The sequence below is a fragment of the Alteriqipengyuania sp. genome (assembly GCF_964222115.1).
Classification (GTDB): domain Bacteria; phylum Pseudomonadota; class Alphaproteobacteria; order Sphingomonadales; family Sphingomonadaceae; genus Alteriqipengyuania.
On the sequence record NZ_CAXQBM010000064.1, the window covers coordinates 26059 to 44622 of the forward strand.

Consider the following 18564-nt stretch of genomic DNA (forward strand, 5'->3'; position numbering starts at 1 on the left):
TTCAAGCAATCGCACCGAAAAGGTCGTGGTCATCCGCGTCCTCGACCGTGACCTGAACGATGTCGCCCGCCGCAAGGCTGGCGGGTACGTTGCGCAGGAACACATTCCCGTCGATCTCGGGCGCGTCGGCCTGCGAGCGGCCCGTGGCGCCGATATCGCCGTCCTCGTCTGGCTCGCCCACCTCGTCGATGATGACGGGCAGCGTGCGCCCGATCTTTGCCTGAAGCTTGGCCGCACTGATCCGCGCGGTCATCTCCATGATCCGGGCGTAGCGTTCTTCCTTCACAGCTTCGGGCACCGGATCGGGCAGGGCATTGGCTGCCGCGCCCTCGACCGGTTCGAACCGGAAGGCGCCAACCCGGTCCAGCTGGGCTTCTTCGAGCCAGCGAAGCAGGTATTCGAAATCCTCCTCCGTTTCGCCGGGGAACCCGACCACGAAGCTGGAGCGGACCGCGATGTCGGGGCAGATATCGCGCCAGCTCTTCAGCCGTTCGAGGACCTTGGCCTCGTTCGCAGGCCGCGTCATGCGCTTGAGCACGGCGGGCGCAGCATGCTGAAACGGGATGTCGAGATAGGGCGTCAGCAACCCCTCGGCCATCAGCGGGATGACCTGGTCTACATGCGGGTAGGGGTAGACATAGTGCAGCCGCACCCACGGCGGCGTGCCCTGGTCCGTGCGCAGCTGGCCGAGTTCGCGCGCCAGATCGGTCATGTGCGCGCGGGTCTCGCGGCCCTTCCACTCGCGCGCCTCGTGCCGAGTGTCGACGCCATACGCCGAGGTGTCCTGACTGATGACCAGCAGTTCCTTGGTGCCTGCAGCGACCAGCTTTTCCGCCTCGCGCAGTACGGCATCGATCCGGCGGCTCGCGAGTTTCCCGCGCAGGTCCGGGATGATGCAGAAGGCGCAGGAGTGATTGCAACCCTCGGAAATCTTCAGGTAGCTATAGTGCCTCGGCGTCAGCTTGATGTCCGCCAGATCGGGCTGGGGTATCAGGTCGATGTAGGGCCCCTGGCTCGGCGGCGCATGGGTGTGCACGGCCTCGACAACCTGCTCGTACTGGTGCGCCCCGGTCACCGCGAGCACCTGCGGATGCGCCGCGCGGATCGCGTCTGCTTCCTCGCCCATGCACCCGGTCACGATGACGCGGCCATTCTCGGCAATCGCTTCGCCAATGGCTTGCAGGCTCTCCTCTTTCGCGGAATCGAGGAAACCGCAGGTGTTGACCAGCACGATGTCCGCGCCCGCATAGTCCGGGCTCATGGCGTAGCCATCGGCGCGCAGGCGGGTGAGGATACGTTCGGAATCGACCAGCGCCTTCGGGCAGCCGAGCGATACCATGCCGACCTTCTTGGCATCGGGGAGGGTGGTGGGGGTGTTCATGCGCGCCGCCCCTACACCCGCGCGGGCTTGCGCGCTATAGGGCGCTTACCAGGGACGATAAGGGGGACCGGATATGAACCTGCTCGCAATCTTCTGCGCGGCGCTTGCATTCTTCGTGGTGGGCGCGCTGTGGTACGGTGTGCTGTTCAGCAAGATCTGGCAAAAGGCCGCTGGCCTGAGCGAGGAACAGCTCAAAAGTGCCAACATGGCGCTGATTTTCGGCCTGACATTCCTGTTCGAGATGCTGATTGCGCTGGTGCTTGCTCACCAGTTCGCCATGACCGGCGCGAGCGACCGGGCGATCATCATGATCGCAATCGGGTTTGGCGCTGCGGTGATGACACCTGCGATCGGCATCAACTACCTTTACCTGCGCAAGCCGCTGGCGCTCTTCCTGCTCGATGCAGGCCATTTCATCGTCGGCATGGCGGCCATGGGGGGTGTGTTCACCCTGTTCAATTGACCTTCCCGTGGCGGGCTACGTGTTTTGGGTGGGCCCTCCCACCCCGTTGTGCCCGTCACCCTTTGCTTCACCGGCGCTGGTCGGGACGATTTCGACCACGATATCGCCTGCCTGCAGGTTCTGGCACTCGTCTTCCCAGAAGCCGAGCGCTTCGCCATTGCGATAGACCCTCAGGCCCCGCCCACCGGTCCTGAGTTCGCTAATTGCGCAGCCGCATTCCTCGGCCGTGACAGGGCGTTCGATCAGTTGCACCCGGCCCGAGATCGATGCCAGATCGGCCAGATAGTCCGCGATATGGGCGCCCTTTACGCTGCCTGCGAGCAGAAGGCCGGTGAAGTGCACCGGGTTGATGACATTATTGGCACCTGCCTGCCGGGCGAGGCTTTCATTGTCGCTCGCGCGGACCACCACGCTGATCGGTACGTTCGGCGCGAGCGCACGCACGGTAAGCACGATCAGGATCGAGGTATCGTCGCGCCCGGCCGAGACGAGCACGGTTTGCGCGCGGTCGATCCGCACGGCCTTGAGCGTCTCGTCGCGCGTCGCGTCGGCGGCCATGATGTTGCAGCCCAGCGCTTCGGCTTCGGCCAGTCTCTCTTCGACCGGGTCGATCACGACAATGCACTGCGGTTCCACCCCGCGCTCGATCAGTTCGGCGACCGACTCAGAGCCCGAGACGCCGTAGCCCAGCACCACGATATGATCGGCCAGTTGGTCCTGAATGCGGTTCATGCGGAATTTCTCCCAGCTGCGCTGAATGAGGAAGTTGTAGGCTGTGCCCACGAAAATGAAGAGGACCGCGAAGCGGACCGGGGTCACGATTACGGCTTCCACCAGCCGCGCACGTTCGCTGATCGGGGCGATATCGCCGAACCCGGTGGTGGTGATCGAAATCATGGTGAAATAGACGACATCGAGGAAGCTGACCTCGCCATCCAGATTGTCGACCAGCCCGTCTCGATCCCACCAGTGGATCATGATCACGGTGAAGATCAGGAACAGCGCGAGCCCGAGGCGGATCGACAGGTCGCCCCATACCGGCACTTTCAATGCGCGGCGTAGCGGCTGGAAGTGCGGCCCGCGAACATCGTGCCGGCCCGCTCCGCTGCCGACTTTCTCGACCTGCTGGCGCTCGCGCTTGTGTCTGGCGCGGTTCAAGGGCGATCCTCGATCATCTGCTTCATAGGATTAGATCGCTGATTCAGTCGCCGCAAGCATTGCGCCCTAACCGAACCGCTCGCCCAGTTCGCCCAGCGAGGCGTGGTGCGTGAGATCGAGCTGCAAAGGCGTGACCGAGACATAACCTTCGTCGATCGCTTCCAGATCGGTGCCGTGGTCCAGCGTATGCTCGATCGCCTGCAACCCGAACCAGTAATACTGGAACCCGCGCGGGTCGCGCCCTTCCACTACGGTTCCGCGCGAATAATCGTGGAAGCCCTGGCGGACTGCGCGGATCCCCTTGATTGCAGCGGCGGGCAGGGCAGGGAAGTTGACATTGACGAGCGTGCGTTTGGGTAGCGGCGTGTCGAGCAGCGGGCCGAGCACCTTCGCGCCCCAGCTGCGCGCAGCCTCGAACGTATCGTCGGTCGCGGCACCATCCTTGCTCGTCACCTGGCTCAGCGCGATAGAGCGGATGCCTGCCAGCGCGCCTTCGATTGCCGCAGAGACCGTGCCCGAATAGGTGATGTCATCGGCCAGGTTCGCACCGCGGTTGACGCCCGAGAGGATGACATCGGGCGCGCCGTCCATGACCTTGCGCAGCCCCATCGTCACCGCATCGGTGGGCGTACCGGTGACCGAGAAGCGCCGCTCGCCATGCCTGCGAAGCCGCACAGGCCGCGTCAGAGTGAGCGCGTGGCCCATGCCCGACTGTTCCTCGTCCGGCGCGCAGATCCAGATATCATCGGAGAATTGCCGCGCGATTTCCTCCAGCACTTCGAGGCCGGGGGCGTGCACGCCATCGTCGTTGGTGAGTAGGATTTTCATGCCGCGGGCTTCAGCTTCGTCACCCCGCCCATATAGGGCAGCAGCGCCTCGGGCACGGTGACGCTCCCATCCTCGTTCTGGTAATTTTCCAGCACCGCCACCAGTGTGCGCCCGACCGCGAGGCCCGATCCGTTCAGCGTGTGGACGAACTCGGTCTTCTTCTCGCCTTCAGGACGGTAGCGCGTGTTCATCCGTCGCGCCTGGAAATCGCCCGTGTTCGAACAGCTGGAAATTTCGCGGTAGGCGCCCTGGCCGGGCAGCCAGACTTCGAGATCGTAGGTCTTGCGTGCACCGAAGCCCATGTCGCCGGTGCACAGCAGCATCTTGCGGTAGGGCAGGCCGAGCGCCTGCAGGATGCCTTCTGCACATCCCGTCATCCGCTCGTGCTCGGCCTCTGAGTGTTCGGGCGCGCAGATGCTGACCAGCTCGACTTTCTCGAACTGATGCTGGCGGATAAAGCCGCGCGTGTCCTTGCCCGCTGCACCCGCTTCGGAGCGGAAGCAGAGAGTGTGCGCGGTGAGGCGGATAGGCTGGGTGAGGTCGGGGATGATCTCGCCCGCGACCGAGGCGGTCAGGCTGACTTCGGATGTGGGGATGAGCCAAAACTGTTCGGCGGTATCTGCCCTATCCAACATGCCTTCGAGCTTTGCCCTAAACTCGCCTTGGGCCGTTTCAGACATTTGAGTCTCAAAGTCTTCAGGCATGGCGTTCCAAAACAGCTTTGACCGTGTGCTCATGTCCGCTGCAAAGAAACTATCCTCCGCGAACTTCGGCAGCTTGTCGGTGCCGTACATCGCCGCGTCGTTGACCAACACCGGCGGGTTGCACTCGGTAAAGCCGTTTGTATCCACCTGCCGGTCGAGCATGAACTGCGCAATCGCGCGGTGCAGCCGCGCCATGCGGCCGCGCAGGAAGGTGAAGCGCGCGCCGGAGAGCGCCGCTCCGGTCTCGAAATCCATTCCCAACTCGGGCCCGAGGTCGGCGTGCTCCTTGGGCTTGAAAGCGAACTCCCGCCTATCGCCCCACACTGAAATCTCGACATTATCTTCCTCGCCCGCGCCATCGGGCACGTCATCGGCGGGGAGGTTGGGGATGATCGCGAGAGCGGCTTCCAGCTCCTCGCCGATGGTCCGCGCCTGCTCTTCCAGCGCGGGCATGGCCTCCTTGATTTCGGCCACCTCCGCCTTCAGCCGATCCGCTTCTGCGGTGTCGCCTTTGCCCATCGCTTGCCCGATGGCCTTGGATGCCGCGTTGCGACGGTTCTGCGCCTCTTGCAGCTGCGTCAGCACCGCACGGCGGCGCGCATCGAGGTCGATCAGTTTCTCGGCGACCGGCTCATGCCCCCGCCGGGAAAGAGCAGCGTCGAAGGCATCGCGGTCACTACGGATCATGGCAATATCGTGCATGCCTGCGCCTATGGCGAGCGTGCCTTTGCTTGGCCAGAGGCAATTGGGGGTGAGGGCTGGCGCAACGGCCATCCGGGCACAAACCGCGACCCCGCCCGTTGGTCGCGATCAAGCCAGTATCAAAAATGGTAAACGGGGATTTGGATGAGAATCGCGGCTGCGCCGAGGCGCACACCCTTTATCGATGCCTTGCAGACCGTGATCGGGTTCGGCCAGCGGGTCGGCCTTGTCGCTCCTTCGATCCTCGAAAAAGACGCCTTGATGGGGGCTGCCTCGGCTGAGACCGGGCTGACCGATTTCGGGGACCCGTGGTTCGAAGCCCCGTTTTCCGTCCTGCTCGATTCCATTCGTGAAGAAGCCCGCCTGAATGTCGCTGGCGAATTTGCCGCACGGTTGCAGTTCGGCAAGGTCCTGCGCGACCGACTTATTTCGATCGACTGGTTCAAGCGCCACCCCGAAATTCTCGAACGGCGCATCCTGCGTCCGGTGGTGATCGTGGGCCCCATGCGATCAGGCACCACGCGCCTGCACCGCCTGCTCGCGAGCGACCGGCGCTTCAGCCACATGCGCAGCTTCGAGACGATCTCGCCCGTTCCCCGGCCCGATTTCGAAGAGGTGTTGGCGGGCCGCAAAGAGGATTTCCGCCCGAAGCTGGCCCAGCGCGTGATGCGCGTTGCGCGCCTCGCCAACCCGCGCACGCTCTCGATCCACCCGACCGGGCCGATGGAGCCGGAGGAAGAGCTGGGGCTGCTGGTCGCCAGCATGTACGGGATGAAGCACGAGGCGCAGTGGCGCGTGCCGACCTATGGCCGGTGGTGCGAACGGATCGACGCGACGCCTGCCTATCGCCATCTGGCGGACCTCTTGCGGCTGATCGGCTGGTCGCAGCAGGTGAGCGAACTGCGCCCGTGGATCCTCAAGACCCCGCAACACATGCTCGACCTGCCGGCCTTGCTGAACGTGTTCCCCGATGCGCGCATCATCTTCACCCACCGCGACCCGCAGAGGATTGTCGGCAGTGCGGCCTCGCTCGCGTGGAACCAGACGGCGATCTATTCCGACGAGGTCGCGCCGCACGAAGTCGGGCGCGAATGGATGCGCAAGAGCGTTTTGCAGGTCGACCGGATGCTTGCCGCGCGTTCACTGGTCCCGGCGGACCGGCGGATCGACGTACGTTACGATGAGATGGACACCGACTGGCGCGGGACGATGGAGCAGATCTATGCCTTCCTCGATCTCGACATCGCCCCGGCACTACCGGCAATGGAGACTTACCTCGATCGAGCTCGCGGGCTGAAACGCCGACCGCACAAGTACTCTCTGGAGCAGTTCGGGCTGGCCGAAGCCGAAGTGCGCGATAAATTCACCAGTTACGTCGCCCGCTTCGATATCCCGCACGAGGATCAGCAAAGTGTGCAGTTTTCCGTATCGCGTGCACGCAGGCCGGCACAGAGCGCGCGTGCAGCGTCGGCAACGGGCGGGAAATTGCGTTAGGCGACAATGCGCGTACCCGGCTGCCGCACCCGGTTTGGCTTGGTGTGGCACCGATTTGCCACACGACTCGCGATGAGGTGTATTTGACACAGGAGTGTCATCGCACCGCCACCGAAGTGTCACCGTCCGGCCCCGAAAGAGTCATCCAGCACCTCTAGCGCCCCTCTCGCGATCAAAATTCGCGTCCGTTTGTTTCGATTCTTCGGTTTTTGAGGGGACCGCACGCTGTGAAAAATCTCCAACGCACGCTCGTCATCGGTTGTAGCGCGCTGGCACTCGCCGGCTGTGGCGCAGACGAAATTGTTTCGCCCGGTACGGGCGGCAATGTGACCATCAACAACCCGGCTCCCAGCCCGGCTCCGACCCCTGCGCCAACGCCGACGCCGTCGACCCTGGTGACCCCGGCGGCCGCATGTCCGTCGATTGCGAACCCGGTACAGTTGCTCGACCTCGGCACGATTTCCGGTCCGACTGGCGAATATCGCCGCTGCCGCCTGCCGAACGCCTTCACCGCTTCGTCGACGCTGCCGAACCAGTCGGGTCTCGTCTACGAACTTAACGGCCAGACCGACGTGGGCGTCGACCAGGGCTTCGGTTCGACCGGCAACAACGTGACGCTCGACATCGAACCCGGCGTGATCGTGTTCGCTTCGGGCAACGACTTCCTGAACGTCAACCGCGGCAACCAGCTGAACGCTGCAGGCACCGAAAGCCAGCCGATCATCTTCACCAGCCGCCAGAATGTGGAAGGCAGCACCAGTGCCGATTCGTCGGGCCAGTGGGGCGGCATCATCCTTTCGGGCCGCGCACCCGTGACGGACTGCTTCATCGGCACCGAAGCGGCCAACACCTGCCAGCGGCGCGTGGAGGGTGCCACCAACCAGATCCTGTATGGCGGCACGGACACGGCCGACAGCTCGGGCACGCTCACCTTCGTGCAGATCCGGTTCTCCGGCTTCGCGCTTTCGAATGGTGACGAACTGCAATCGCTGACGACCGGCGGGGTCGGCACGGGCACGGTTTTGGAGAACATCCAGACCTACAACAGCTCGGACGATGGCGCTGAATTCTTCGGTGGTAACGTCAATGGCCGTCGCTTCATCATGGTCGGCGCGGAAGATGACTCGCTCGACACCGACACCGGCGTGAAGGCGTTCTTCGACCAGCTGCTGGTGGTGCAGCGCCCGACCGCTGGCGACACCGTGATCGAACAGGATTCGGACGGCAACGAAGAAGCCAGCCCGCGCACCCACACACAGATCAACAACGCCACCTTCGTGGTGAACAGCGCCACCGGAGATCGCGGCATCCGTATCCGCGGCAGCTCGGACTTCTCGCTGTTCAACTCGCTGGTCTGGGATCAGGCCGGCACCGTAGGCGGCTGCATCAACGTGCAGGGTGTCTCCGCCACCCGCGCCGCCGGTGCGAACGATGAATCGGGCCCTGCCCTGTTCAACTCGGTCGCTCTCGACTGCGCCACGGACTTCCGCGGCGGCGGCGGCAGCAGTGTCGGCGATGTCGAAGCCAACTTCAATGCGGGCACCGGCAACGACGCGAGCTTCACTAACTCGCTGGTCCGCCTGACCGGCGTGTCCACGGGCGCACCGTTCATTAACGGCGCGAACGAGAACGGCTTCGCACCGATCTTCGATGCAAATGCGGTTTCGAGCTTCTTCTCGACCCGGACGTACATCGGTGCAGTGACCAGCGAAGCGGCCAACTGGGCGGAAACCTGGACCTGTAACTCAGCCACGGTGACGCTGGGTACGGCAAACACCGGCAGCTGCGACTCGCTGCCCAGCTAAGCGGGACCTTGAGGCGGGGTGCCCGGCAGCAATGTCGGGCACCCCCTTCCCGTATTTGAGATCATCCGCGCCCGATCCGTCGGATGCGCCCAGTTTTTCGGACCTTAAGCAAGAGGGGGTCTATCACCATGTCCACCGGCAAGCAGTTGGCAGGGCTTCTGTTGCTCTCCACCGCGCTCACCTTCCCGGGTGTCGTTTTCGCTCAAGACACAGGATCGGCTCCGTCCGGCAACGCGGCCTCGCAGCCCGATGTGCAGACGCCCGCCGAAGAACCGATCAATCCGGAAGACAATGGCCAGGTCGACGAAAGTCAGGGCGAAGTCGACGTTTCCATTCCCGGCGGCAACCTTATCACCGTGACAGGGCGTCGTGGACCGCGTGACATCACCCGCAGCTCCTCGCAGGTCGTCTCGGTCCTGAGCACCGAAGACATCGCCCGCACAGGCGAAGGCGATATCGCCGGTGCCCTGAATCGCGTCACCGGCCTCTCCAATGTGGGCAATGGCCGCGTGTTCGTACGCGGGCTGGGCGATCGCTATTCGCTCGCGCTGCTCAACGGCCTGCCGCTGCCTTCGCCCGAACCGCTCAGCCGTGTGGTGCCGCTGGACATTTTCCCGACCGACATCGTCGCCTCCTCGCTGGTCCAAAAGAGTTTTTCGGCCAACTTCCCGGGTGAATTCGGTGGCGGTGTCATCAATCTCACCACGCAGGCGATCCCGGACGAGCCCTTCCTGAAAGTCAGCTTCGGCGTCAGCGGCGATACCGAGACGACGTTTGAGAACGGCCTGCTGTACTATGGCAGCGACTACGACTGGTTCGGCTTCGACGATGGCCGCCGCGATCCCGTGGGGGGCCTGCAGGCCTATCTGGATGGCGATACTCCGCTGTCCGACTTCGCGACCGCGGTCGATCCCACCACGGGCCTGACCCCGCGCCAGACGGTTGCGGTGGCGCTGAACAAGCCCAACCTCAACCTGCTGCAGAAGACGGACAAGCTGCGTCCGAACTTTTCAGGTGGCCTGACTGGCGGAACCAGCTTCATGGTCGGCGACGATGCCGAACTCGGTGTCATCTTTACCGCCAATCTCAGCAATTCGCTGCGCAACCGCAGTGTGGTGAACCAGACGCCCATCCGCCAAGCCGACGTAACCCCGGCGGACGATTTCCGTCGCTTCGTGACCGACAATCGCATCCTGGCCAACGGTCTGCTGGGCTTCGGGCTCGAGTATGGCGACCAGAAGATTCGCTGGACCAATGTGTTCATCCGCGATGTCCTGAAGCAGGCTTCGTTGAACCAGGGCACGATCATCTCGGGCTCGGGCAATGACGGGTTCGACGAAACCACCCAGCAGACTGCCTGGTTCGAACGCCAGCTGCTCGACTCGCAGGTGGTGGGCGAGTTCAAGTTCGACGATATTTCGCTCGATCTGCGCGCGGGTTACGCCCAGACCGACCGCGAAAGCCCCTACGAGTACCGCTTCACCTATGTCCGCACCAACGGTTCGGGGCCCTTTGGCAGCTATTTCATCAACCCGCTCGACAACAACCTGCCGGGCGGCGAAGCCAACGTCGCCTTCTCCGACCTGACCGAGAAGCTCTACTACGGTGGCGGTGACCTGACCGTGCCGGTAACCGATTCGCTCTCGATCACGGCCGGCGCGGCCTACACCGACACGCAGCGCTATTCGGAACGGCGCGAGTTCGCCTTCGATGCACCCAGCAACTTCCCCGATGGCGTGGCGATGTTGCGGCCCGACCTGCTGATTGCGCCTACGATTATCGAGGCGTCCAACGTGCCCGGCTTCGGCGGTGTTGGCGTATCCGCGCCGATCGACCTCCAGGAACGTACCGAAGCGACCCCTGCATTCGACGCGACGCTGGAAGTCTTGGCAGCCTACTTGAAGGGAAATCTGTCGCTGCTGAACGGGCTGACTGTGGATGCAGGCGTGCGCTACGAAGATGCGACGCAAACCGTCTCCCCGGTCCAGATTTTCACCAATCAGACCAATCTGAACACGTTCACCAATATCGCGAACGATTACTGGCTGCCCGCAGCCACGATCACCTACCAGTTCGACAATGGCCTGCAGCTGCGCGCGAGTGCGTCGAAGACGATTGCCCGCCCGCAGTTCCGTGAGCTGCTGGTGCAGTCGTACACCGATCCGGAAACGCTGCGGTCATTCTCGGGCAATCCTGCCTTGCAGGACAGCGAGCTGTTCAACGCAGAGGCGCGGGCCGAATATTACTTCGGTCAGGGCAGCCGTGCGTCGATCGCCGGGTTCTACAAGAAGATCGACAATCCGATCGAAACCTTCTCCCAGTTCACGGACAACTCGCAATCGAGCAGCTTCGCCAATGCTCCGGCAGCCCAGCTTTACGGTGCCGAAGTCGATCTCGCCTGGAATTATGACCTGTACGACCTTGGCGGCTTCTTCGAAACGAAGCGCGTAGTGTTGGTGGCCAACTACACCTACACCCAGTCCGAACTGCAGGTGGACCCGGCTGACCAAGTGATCCTGCAATCGGGCACCGGGGCACCGTTTGCGGTGGCTGCGACCGACCTGTTCCGCGATGGCGACCCGCTGACCGGCCAGTCGGACCACCTGGCGAATATCCAGCTGGGGCTCGAAGATGTGGATCGCCTCAGCCAAGTCACGCTGCTGTTTTCCTACGCCAGCGAACGCGTGATCAGTAAGCTGGGTATCAATGCAGGCGGCCTGCCCGACGAGATCGAGAAGCCGGGTGTGAGCCTGGACCTGGTCGTGCGGCAGGGTATCGAAACCTTCGGCATCCCGCTCGAACTCAAGTTCGAAGCGCGCAACCTCACGGGCACGGATCACTTCGAATATGTCGAGAACGAGACGGGCCGGGTCGATACGAACAGCTACGAGGTCGGCCAGACGTTTGCGCTTTCGATCTCGGCGGGATTCTAGCCCGATACTGCCTGAAACACCCCGAAAACGAACGGGCCCGGTAACGCGTTATGCGCACCGGGCCCGTTCTTGTTTGTGTGAGAAGGCGTATCAGAACTCGCCGGCCACGCCCGCCTTCACCGCCACATTGTCACCGCCGCCATAGCTGATGCCGCTGGTCAACGCGAAGCTACGGTTGACGCGATGGGCAACCCCTGCGGAAAAGCCGATCTCGCCACGGAAGTACGCGACATTGCTGGCGTAGCTTGTCGCGCCATCTTCGCTCGGGAAGTGCGGCTGGGCGAGGGCGGTGGTGGCCGCAATGCCCTGGCGCATGTCCTTCTCGAGCGTATCGTTGAGGTCGAACAGCACGTCGATGCTGCCCTCCAGCCCATTGACCCGCCCTTCCAGCGTGTCGACCCGCGTTGTCAGCGCGTTGAACTGCGCATCGCTGACGGCCGAAATGGGCAGGGCAAAGGTCCGCTGGTAGCCGCTTCCCATCGCGGGTGCCTGGGTATTGAACGCCGTCCGGCCCAGTGTACCGCTTTCATCGGCCGTGACGAGATAGATCGTACCCGTCTGCTTGTCGCTGGAAGTTGCCAGGCTGGCGACCTCGACCGTGTCCGTCGATGTACCGATGGCAACCTGGTTTGCGGCAGTGGTCGTCGTGCCTGCACCGATGGCGGTCGATCCGTTGAAATCGGCTGTGGCACCCGTCCCCAGCGCTGTTGCATTCGCTGCGCGGGCGCGTGCCGTATGGCCCAGCGCCGTGGACCTTTGGCCATTGGCCTGCGACCCGTTGCCGACTGCGGTGGCCTGATTGGCCTGGGCGGAGCTGGCATAGCCGAGCGACGTCGCAAAGTTGCCGCTCGCCGTAGCATAGGCGCCGAAGCCCACCGTACCGACGCCGGAAGCCCTCGCACCGGCACCGGCTGCCATCGTCTGGATACCGCTGGCTATTGCCCCGGAACCGATTGCCGTGCTCCGCAGGCCCCCGGCATTGGAATCGGCTCCCATCGCCAGGGTTTCTACGCCGGTCGCCTGTGCGCCGGTGTCGTCCCCGTCAGAGCCGTCGCCGCCGATGGCCGTGTTGCCCGAGCCGCTCGCCACAGCGGCACCACCTATGGCGATCGCTTTGGCACCCGAAGCCGTCGCCGCGCCGCCCATCGCGACCGCCTCTGCGCCCGTCGCGGCGGCGTCTGCACCGCTGCTATTGCTGGCGAAGTAGGGATCGGATGCGGTTGCCAGCGCAGCATTGAGCTGGCCCAGGTTGACCGCATCGGTGTTGTTGACCGCGTCCGCCACGTTGACGATCCGGCGCTCGTTCCCCGAACTGCCGACCGAGACGGTATTGGCCTGGTCGGCCACCGAGTCCGCACCCAGTGCAACGGCGCCTTCTGCGGTGGCGCTGGCACCCGCCCCCAGTGCGGTGCTGCTGGATGCGTCCGCATAGGCATTGGCACCCAAGCTCGAGGATGCCGATCCGAGAGCGAGGGCACTACGGCCCACGGCACTTGAATTTAGGGCATTGGCGCTGGCGGAATTGCCGATCGCGACCGCATTCTCTCCATCTGCCGTTGCGCTGGCGCCAAATGCACTGGAGCTCACTCCTGAATTGGCATTCGAGCCAACACTGGTGCTGCCGGCGAGATTTGCCCCGGCTCCGTTGCCGATTGCGATCGCATTGCTACCGCTGGCTGCGGCGTCACCACCAATGGCCAAGCTATTCGTGCCTGTCGCGCTCGCTTCAGAGCCCGTGGTGTTGACGACCACGAAGTCCGCGCTGTCGAAGCTGGCTGCAGCAGCGGCAGCGGCGACAGCGTTGAGCTGGCCGACCGTTGCAGCATCGGTATCGTCGACGCCATCGGAGATGTTGATCAGGCGGCGGGTGGTCTGCGCCGTATCGTCGCCCGTATCTCCCGGGGTGCCATTATCATCGTACGAAGTTCCGAACGAAACCACGTTGGACTGGCTGGCCAGCGTCGTGGAAAAGGCCCCGATGGCCACACTGCCAAAGCCATTGGCGGACGAAAGCGCACCGATTGCCGTGGCAGTTGTGTTGGTGGCCTCGCTGCTCGCACCAAGGCTCAGCGCGTTGCTAGCAGTCGCTTGCGCATTCTTGCCGATAGCAACGGCATTGGCCGCTGTCGCATCGGCACTTTCGCCGATTGCGGTCGACGACGATCCCGATGCGATTGCGTTGACGCCAAAAGCTGCCGAGAACGACGCGGCTGACGCGGCATAGCCGACGGCTGTACCGCGGCCTCCGCTTGCGCCCGCGCCGCCTCCGATAGCGATGGAGCCTGTGCCCGATCCCGTAGCATCCTTGCCGATCGCGATCGTGCGGCCATCCGCCGCGGAAGCATCCGCGCCAAGGGCAATCGAACCGGTTCCGCCCGAAACGCTATCCTCGCCAAAGGCAATGGCATCCTCGCCCGTGGCGCTGGCGGCTCCTCCGTCAGAGTTGACGGTGACGTAATCCGCTCCGGCGAAACCGGCACCGGCGACGGCTGCGTTGAGCTGGCTCAGGTTGACCGCGTCGGTGCCGTTGATCGCGTCCGCCACGTTGACGATCCGGCGCTCGCTTCCCGAACTGCCGACCGACACGGTGTTGGCGACATCGGCGACCGATCCCGCGCCCAGCGCAACCGCGCCCACCGCAGTCACGGTGGCATCCGTGCCAATCGCGACCCCATTGGCTGCCGTAGCCTCGGCGCCCCTGATGCCCGCGTCGGAGCCATCTGCACCAATGGCGATGGCCCCTGTGCCATTGGTATAGCTGTAATGGCCTACCGCCACGCTGCTGGCGGAATCCGTCGTGGCTGCCACGCCAAGCGTCGTCGAGCCCTCCCCATTGGCCCAGGCCGAATAGCCGATGGCGGTGGAGTTGGTTTGGTCAGCGGTCGAATACATGCCGACTGCCGTGCTGTAGTCTCCTGTCGCTTTTGCCGAATTGGCGATACCGACACTGTTGCGTCCGGTAGCTTTCGCGCCGGACCCCACAGCAACACCGTTCAGGCCCGAGGCATCAGCGGCGCCGCCGATCGCAACGTCGAACCCGTTGGGCGCCGTTGCTCCCTTGCCGATCGCTACCGAATTGATACCACTCGCGGCGCTGTCTTCACCAATCGCAATGGCATTCGTGCCGCTGGCATCCGCTGCGGTGCCGCTGGAATTGACGACGACGAAGTCTTCGCTTGCGAACGCGCCGGCGGCGACGGCCGCGTTGACTTGGCCAACTGTGGCGGCATCGCTGTCGGCGACGCCGTTCGCAACGTGAACGATACGGCGGCTGATGGCCGCAATGTCGTCGCCGGTATCGCCCGGCGTGCCGTTGTCATCGGCATCGCGCCCCACCGATACGGTGTCGGCTGCATCGGCGACCGACCCTGCACCCAGCGCCACGGCGTTCGATGCGCTCGCATTGGCATCCACGCCGATTGCTGTGGACGTGACACCTGTTGCGCTGGAGCTGTTGCCCACTGCGGTACTTGCCACGCCGCCAGCGGACGCGGCGACGCCAATGGCCAGTGCATTGGCTTGGCTGGCGATTGCAGCGGCGCCGAACGCAGCGGAGAAATCCGCGTTCGCCTGCGAACCGGCACCTATCGCTGTGCTGTAAGTATTCTGCGCCAGAGCATCTGCACCAATCGCGATATTGCCCGCCGATGTGGCCTGCGCGCCAAGGGCATCGCCGTCGGCGCCATCGGCCCCGATCGCGATCGAGGCGTCACCCGTCGCTCCGGCTGAATTGCCGACCGCAACCGCGCCCGTCGCGGTCGCCTGCGCATCAGTACCTACGGCAGTCGCATCGTCTTTCGTCGCCTCTGAGCCGGCGCCGCACGCCAGTGCATCGACCGCCTGGTTGGTGGTCGACGGATCGATATCGTCTGCGCCGCCATCGCCGTCGGCAACATTGTCTCCATCCGTATCGAGGATGCAGGTATCGGCGCGGGCCTCATCGGGCGCGCATATGGTGGCGATTGCCAGCGTCGAAGCAGCTGTCGTCAAGAGAATATGGGTCGTCTTCATTTGCTTTCCCCCAGATTGGCGAGACCTCACGCTCGTTCCGACTCGCTGGGTACCAAGGGGGCAGAATCGCTACTATCACCCGAACGGGTGGTTGTCCGGGAGGGCGGAGCGAAGCACACTGGCGCCATATCTGGGGGGCATATGAGCGACAAAGGCGGCACCGGGGGCGGGCCAATTGCGGCACAGGCACCAACGCAAGCGACCGGCGTAGGGCCGCTGAACCTGTTCGGCCTTCTGTCCTACGGACTGCTGACGATGCCAATTGCGATGGCCGGTCTGGCGATGCTCACCTACCTGCCGACATTCTACGCGGTCGACATGGGGCTGGGCCTTACTTCGGTAGGCATTGCGGCAGTGATCGGGCGCTTGCTCGACGTTTTCACCGATCCATTGATTGGCCATTTGAGTGACCAGACGCGGACCCGTTTCGGCCCGCGCAAGCCGTGGATGGCGGTAGGCATCGCTGGATTCTGCATCGCGATCTGGTTCGCGCTGAGTCCCCCTGTCGGCGCCGATATTCTCTACCTCGCACTGATAGGGGCGAGTTATTTCCTGTTCCTGACCCTGCTCGACGTACCTTATTCCTCTGTCGGGCTGGAGCTTTCATCCGACACGCGCGAGCGGACCAGGCTGGCCAGCGTGAAGGCCGCGTTTCAGGTTGCGGGCGCGATACTGGCCGGATTTTTCCCGCTGATCCTCGCGGTGCCTGTGGCGCAGGCCCTGCCGCAGATGGCGCTGACTATCATCGTGGTTGCGATCTTGGGCTTCGCTCTGTTCATCACGGTCATTCCCGTGCCGCACCGCAATGTCGTGCGGCCGCGCCTTGGTGCGATGGCAGCCTTCCGGATCATCGGCGCGCACAGGCGTTTTCGCACGCTGCTGGGCGCGTTCGCACTGGTGCAGACCGGAAATGCCTTCTTCAGCGGGCTTGCCGTTCTGTACGTCACCTTCGTGCTTGGGGCTGAGCCGCTGATCGGGCTGATGATCGGCCTGCTCTTCCTCGGCACGGCTGCATGGCTGCCACTATGGTCTATCCTGGAAGGACGGATGGGCAAGCTTGCCGCGTGGAGAACCGGCATCGTGGCGAGTGCCATCGGCTTCGCGCTTCTCGCGCTGTGCGGGCCGGGAGACACGATTGCGATTGCAGTGCTGTTTTTCCTGATCGGGGGCACATTCGGCGCCGACGCCGTCGTGCCGACCTCGATCCTTGCGGACATAGCCTACGAACAGGAAGTGCAGGAAAACCGGCGTCAATCGGGCCTGTTCGTCGCGATCAAGAATTCGACCTCGAAGGTCGCCTTCGTCGTGCCGCTCGCGGTCGCCTTTCCTATGCTCGACCTGTTCGATTTCGAGGAGAGGGCAGGCAGCGATCCGGTGGCCAACCTGATCTTCATGACATTTTTCGCCGCCATTCCGATCCTCTTCAAGCTTGCCGCGCTTGGCCTGCTGAGCCGCACGGGTACGCACGGGCTCACCAGCCTGTCGAAAGTCGCTGCAACCTGATGGCGCAGCAGCAGGCTCCCGAGGCAACCGATCTGGGCCTCCTGCGGATGGAGCAGGCGCGCATGCTGAAAGAGCGTGTGCGCAGCTCTTGCCTGATCGTGGAATTCATCGTCGCCTACACGGCGGTCGTGATGGCGCTGACCAACTCGGTCGGGATTGCCCTGATGTGGTTCGCGGCGGGCAGCGCGATGGTTCTGGTCACTCTTGCCTATGCCAAACTCGCGGCGCGCGAAGGGATTACGCAGGACAATTATCTCGCGTTCCTGCGCGGACATTGTGTGGTCTCTGCCGTCACCGGGATGGTGTGGAGCGGGGTGGCGATCTATCAGATCGACTATTCGTCCGAATTCACGATCTTCATTGGGGCGCTGATCGTCGGCAGTGTCACGCTGGGGGGCATCATCCCCAGCTCAGCCTACCGGCCCACCTATGTCGCACTGGCCAGCGCTGCCTTGCCGCCGCTCGGCCTCTACCTCGCCATTACGGCGCCCAATGCCATCCGCTTTGTGGGTATGGGACTGCTGGTATATTTCGTCTTCGTAATGGCGGTGAGCGCTCGGGTCGAGCTCGACACGCGGGAGACGATCGCATCCCGGAATGCGCGCCGCCTGAACGAGATGATCAGCGCGAAAAATCGCCTCTACCAGGAGGTAAACGAGGAGAAGTCCCGCTTCCTCAACTTCATGGTGCACGACATGTCGCAACCGCTGCAATCGCAGCGTTTCTTCCTCCATGCCCTGTCGGACCTGCTCACCACGCCCCTTCAGAAACGGATATTCTCGCAGGTAGAGGAGGCGTGGCGGGCGCAGCGCGATCTGGTTCGCAGCCTAGTCGATGTAGCGCAGATCGATAGCGGGGCGATGCTGGTCCGGCCTGTCTCGCTGGACCTGGACGCCGAATGCGCGAAGCTGGCCCTCGAATTCGGGACGAACGCCAAGCACGCGCCACAGTTGGAGACCGATTTCGCGCCGGTGCAGGTCACCAGCGATCCGGCGTTGCTGGCACGGATCGTGCGCAACCTGCTGGGCAATGCGATGCAATACACGCCTGCCGAAGGGCTGGTTCGTTTCACGCTCGAAGACGCGGGGAAGAACGCGCGGCTGGTCGTGGCCGACAACGGCCCCGGAATACCGTGCGAAGACCGCGAAATGATGTTCGGTGAGTTCTCCCGCGGGGCGGAGGAGGCCGGGGAGGGCGGTGGCAACATGGGGCTGGGCCTCACCATCGTGCGGCGGCTTTGCGACCTGCTCGATATCGAGCTGACCCTGAATTCCGATGCGGGGCAGGGCTGCGAGTTCATCCTGATGATTCCTAAGCAGGGCCCTGCCATGCCGGTGGATCCGGTACGTCCGGCAGACAACCGGCATCTGGCGGGCACGCCGCTGGTGGTGGTGGTCGACGATATGGAGGATGTGCTCACCTCCATGTCGGTCGTGCTGACGGGTTGGGGCTGCAAGGTCATCTCTGCCCGCAGCTGTGCCGAAGCCCGTCGGGCTCTGGGGCACCTCCAGACAGACCCGTCGCTGCTGATCGTGGACCTCCGGTTGGGAGAGGAGATCGGAAGAGCGTCGTGTAGGGAAAG

The 18564-nt window shown here is 63.8% G+C and carries 11 protein-coding genes; 6 read left to right on the plus strand and 5 right to left on the minus strand.

The window, feature by feature from the left end; translation table 11 throughout:
* Window position 1: 1 nt before the first annotated feature.
* Window positions 2-1381 (minus strand): 30S ribosomal protein S12 methylthiotransferase RimO, encoded by a 1380-nt coding sequence (gene rimO, locus ACEQXE_RS09780; RefSeq protein ID WP_370178872.1) that lies wholly within the window; start codon window positions 1379-1381, stop codon window positions 2-4.
* Window positions 1382-1454: 73 nt separating this feature from the next.
* Between rimO and ACEQXE_RS09785 the strand changes: the two genes are divergently transcribed.
* Window positions 1455-1844, plus strand: a complete 390-nt coding sequence (locus tag ACEQXE_RS09785; protein ID WP_370178874.1) for a DUF1761 domain-containing protein — start codon at window positions 1455-1457, stop codon at window positions 1842-1844.
* Window positions 1845-1859: 15 nt separating this feature from the next.
* Here the strand turns inward: ACEQXE_RS09785 and ACEQXE_RS09790 are convergent, their stop codons facing one another.
* The 3 genes from ACEQXE_RS09790 to serS form a co-directional block, all read right to left on the minus strand.
* Window positions 1860-3002 carry a TrkA family potassium uptake protein gene (locus tag ACEQXE_RS09790; protein ID WP_370178876.1) on the minus strand — a complete coding sequence of 381 codons (1143 nt, stop codon included), beginning with the start codon at window positions 3000-3002 and terminating at the stop codon, window positions 1860-1862.
* 66 nt (window positions 3003-3068) lie between these two features.
* The gene (surE, locus tag ACEQXE_RS09795) at window positions 3069-3830 is read right to left on the minus strand and encodes a 5'/3'-nucleotidase SurE (RefSeq protein ID WP_370178878.1); all 762 of its coding nucleotides are present in this window, start codon (window positions 3828-3830) and stop codon (window positions 3069-3071) included.
* Window positions 3827-5236 carry a serine--tRNA ligase gene (gene serS / locus ACEQXE_RS09800; RefSeq protein ID WP_370178880.1) on the minus strand — a complete coding sequence of 470 codons (1410 nt, stop codon included), beginning with the start codon at window positions 5234-5236 and terminating at the stop codon, window positions 3827-3829. Before serS ends, surE begins: the two co-directional genes overlap by 4 nt.
* Window positions 5237-5380: 144 nt before the next feature.
* On the opposite strand from serS, the gene ACEQXE_RS09805 reads away from it, so the two are divergent.
* From ACEQXE_RS09805 to ACEQXE_RS09815, 3 genes are all read left to right on the plus strand, one after another.
* Entirely contained in the window at window positions 5381-6730 is a 1350-nt protein-coding gene (locus ACEQXE_RS09805; protein ID WP_370178882.1) for a sulfotransferase, read from the plus strand.
* Between the two features lie 227 nt (window positions 6731-6957).
* Window positions 6958-8535: a hypothetical protein gene (locus tag ACEQXE_RS09810; RefSeq protein ID WP_370178884.1), complete on the plus strand. Its 1578-nt coding sequence runs from the start codon at window positions 6958-6960 to the stop codon at window positions 8533-8535.
* A 128-nt stretch (window positions 8536-8663) separates the two neighbouring features.
* Complete coding sequence (locus tag ACEQXE_RS09815; RefSeq protein ID WP_370178886.1) at window positions 8664-11468, plus strand: TonB-dependent receptor domain-containing protein; 2805 nt, start codon at window positions 8664-8666, stop codon at window positions 11466-11468.
* 90 nt (window positions 11469-11558) lie between these two features.
* Here the strand turns inward: ACEQXE_RS09815 and ACEQXE_RS09820 are convergent, their stop codons facing one another.
* A complete protein-coding gene (locus ACEQXE_RS09820; protein WP_370178888.1) occupies window positions 11559-15479 on the minus strand; it encodes a hypothetical protein in 3921 nt (1306 codons plus the stop codon).
* 141 nt (window positions 15480-15620) lie between these two features.
* On the opposite strand from ACEQXE_RS09820, the gene ACEQXE_RS09825 reads away from it, so the two are divergent.
* Both ACEQXE_RS09825 and ACEQXE_RS09830 read left to right on the plus strand, forming a co-directional pair.
* Window positions 15621-16982 carry an MFS transporter gene (locus tag ACEQXE_RS09825; protein WP_370178890.1) on the plus strand — a complete coding sequence of 454 codons (1362 nt, stop codon included), beginning with the start codon at window positions 15621-15623 and terminating at the stop codon, window positions 16980-16982.
* On the plus strand, window positions 16982-18564 hold a 1583-nt coding region (locus ACEQXE_RS09830), incomplete at its 3' end, for a sensor histidine kinase (protein WP_372524236.1). The genes ACEQXE_RS09825 and ACEQXE_RS09830, both read left to right, overlap by 1 nt.

Excerpts from the sequence above, each read along its gene's own strand:
- surE (WP_370178878.1), bottom strand. The coding sequence starts at position 3,830 with ATGAAAATCCTACTCACCAACGACGATGGCGTGCACGCCCCCGGCCTC.
- ACEQXE_RS09815 (WP_370178886.1), top strand. The coding sequence starts at position 8,664 with ATGTCCACCGGCAAGCAGTTGGCAGGGCTTCTGTTGCTCTCCACCGCG.
- ACEQXE_RS09825 (WP_370178890.1), top strand. The coding sequence starts at position 15,621 with ATGAGCGACAAAGGCGGCACCGGGGGCGGGCCAATTGCGGCACAGGCA.
- ACEQXE_RS09805 (WP_370178882.1), top strand. The coding sequence starts at position 5,381 with ATGAGAATCGCGGCTGCGCCGAGGCGCACACCCTTTATCGATGCCTTG.
- serS (WP_370178880.1), bottom strand. The coding sequence starts at position 5,236 with ATGCACGATATTGCCATGATCCGTAGTGACCGCGATGCCTTCGACGCT.
- rimO (WP_370178872.1), bottom strand. The coding sequence starts at position 1,381 with ATGAACACCCCCACCACCCTCCCCGATGCCAAGAAGGTCGGCATGGTA.
- ACEQXE_RS09820 (WP_370178888.1), bottom strand. The coding sequence starts at position 15,479 with ATGAAGACGACCCATATTCTCTTGACGACAGCTGCTTCGACGCTGGCA.
- ACEQXE_RS09785 (WP_370178874.1), top strand. The coding sequence starts at position 1,455 with ATGAACCTGCTCGCAATCTTCTGCGCGGCGCTTGCATTCTTCGTGGTG.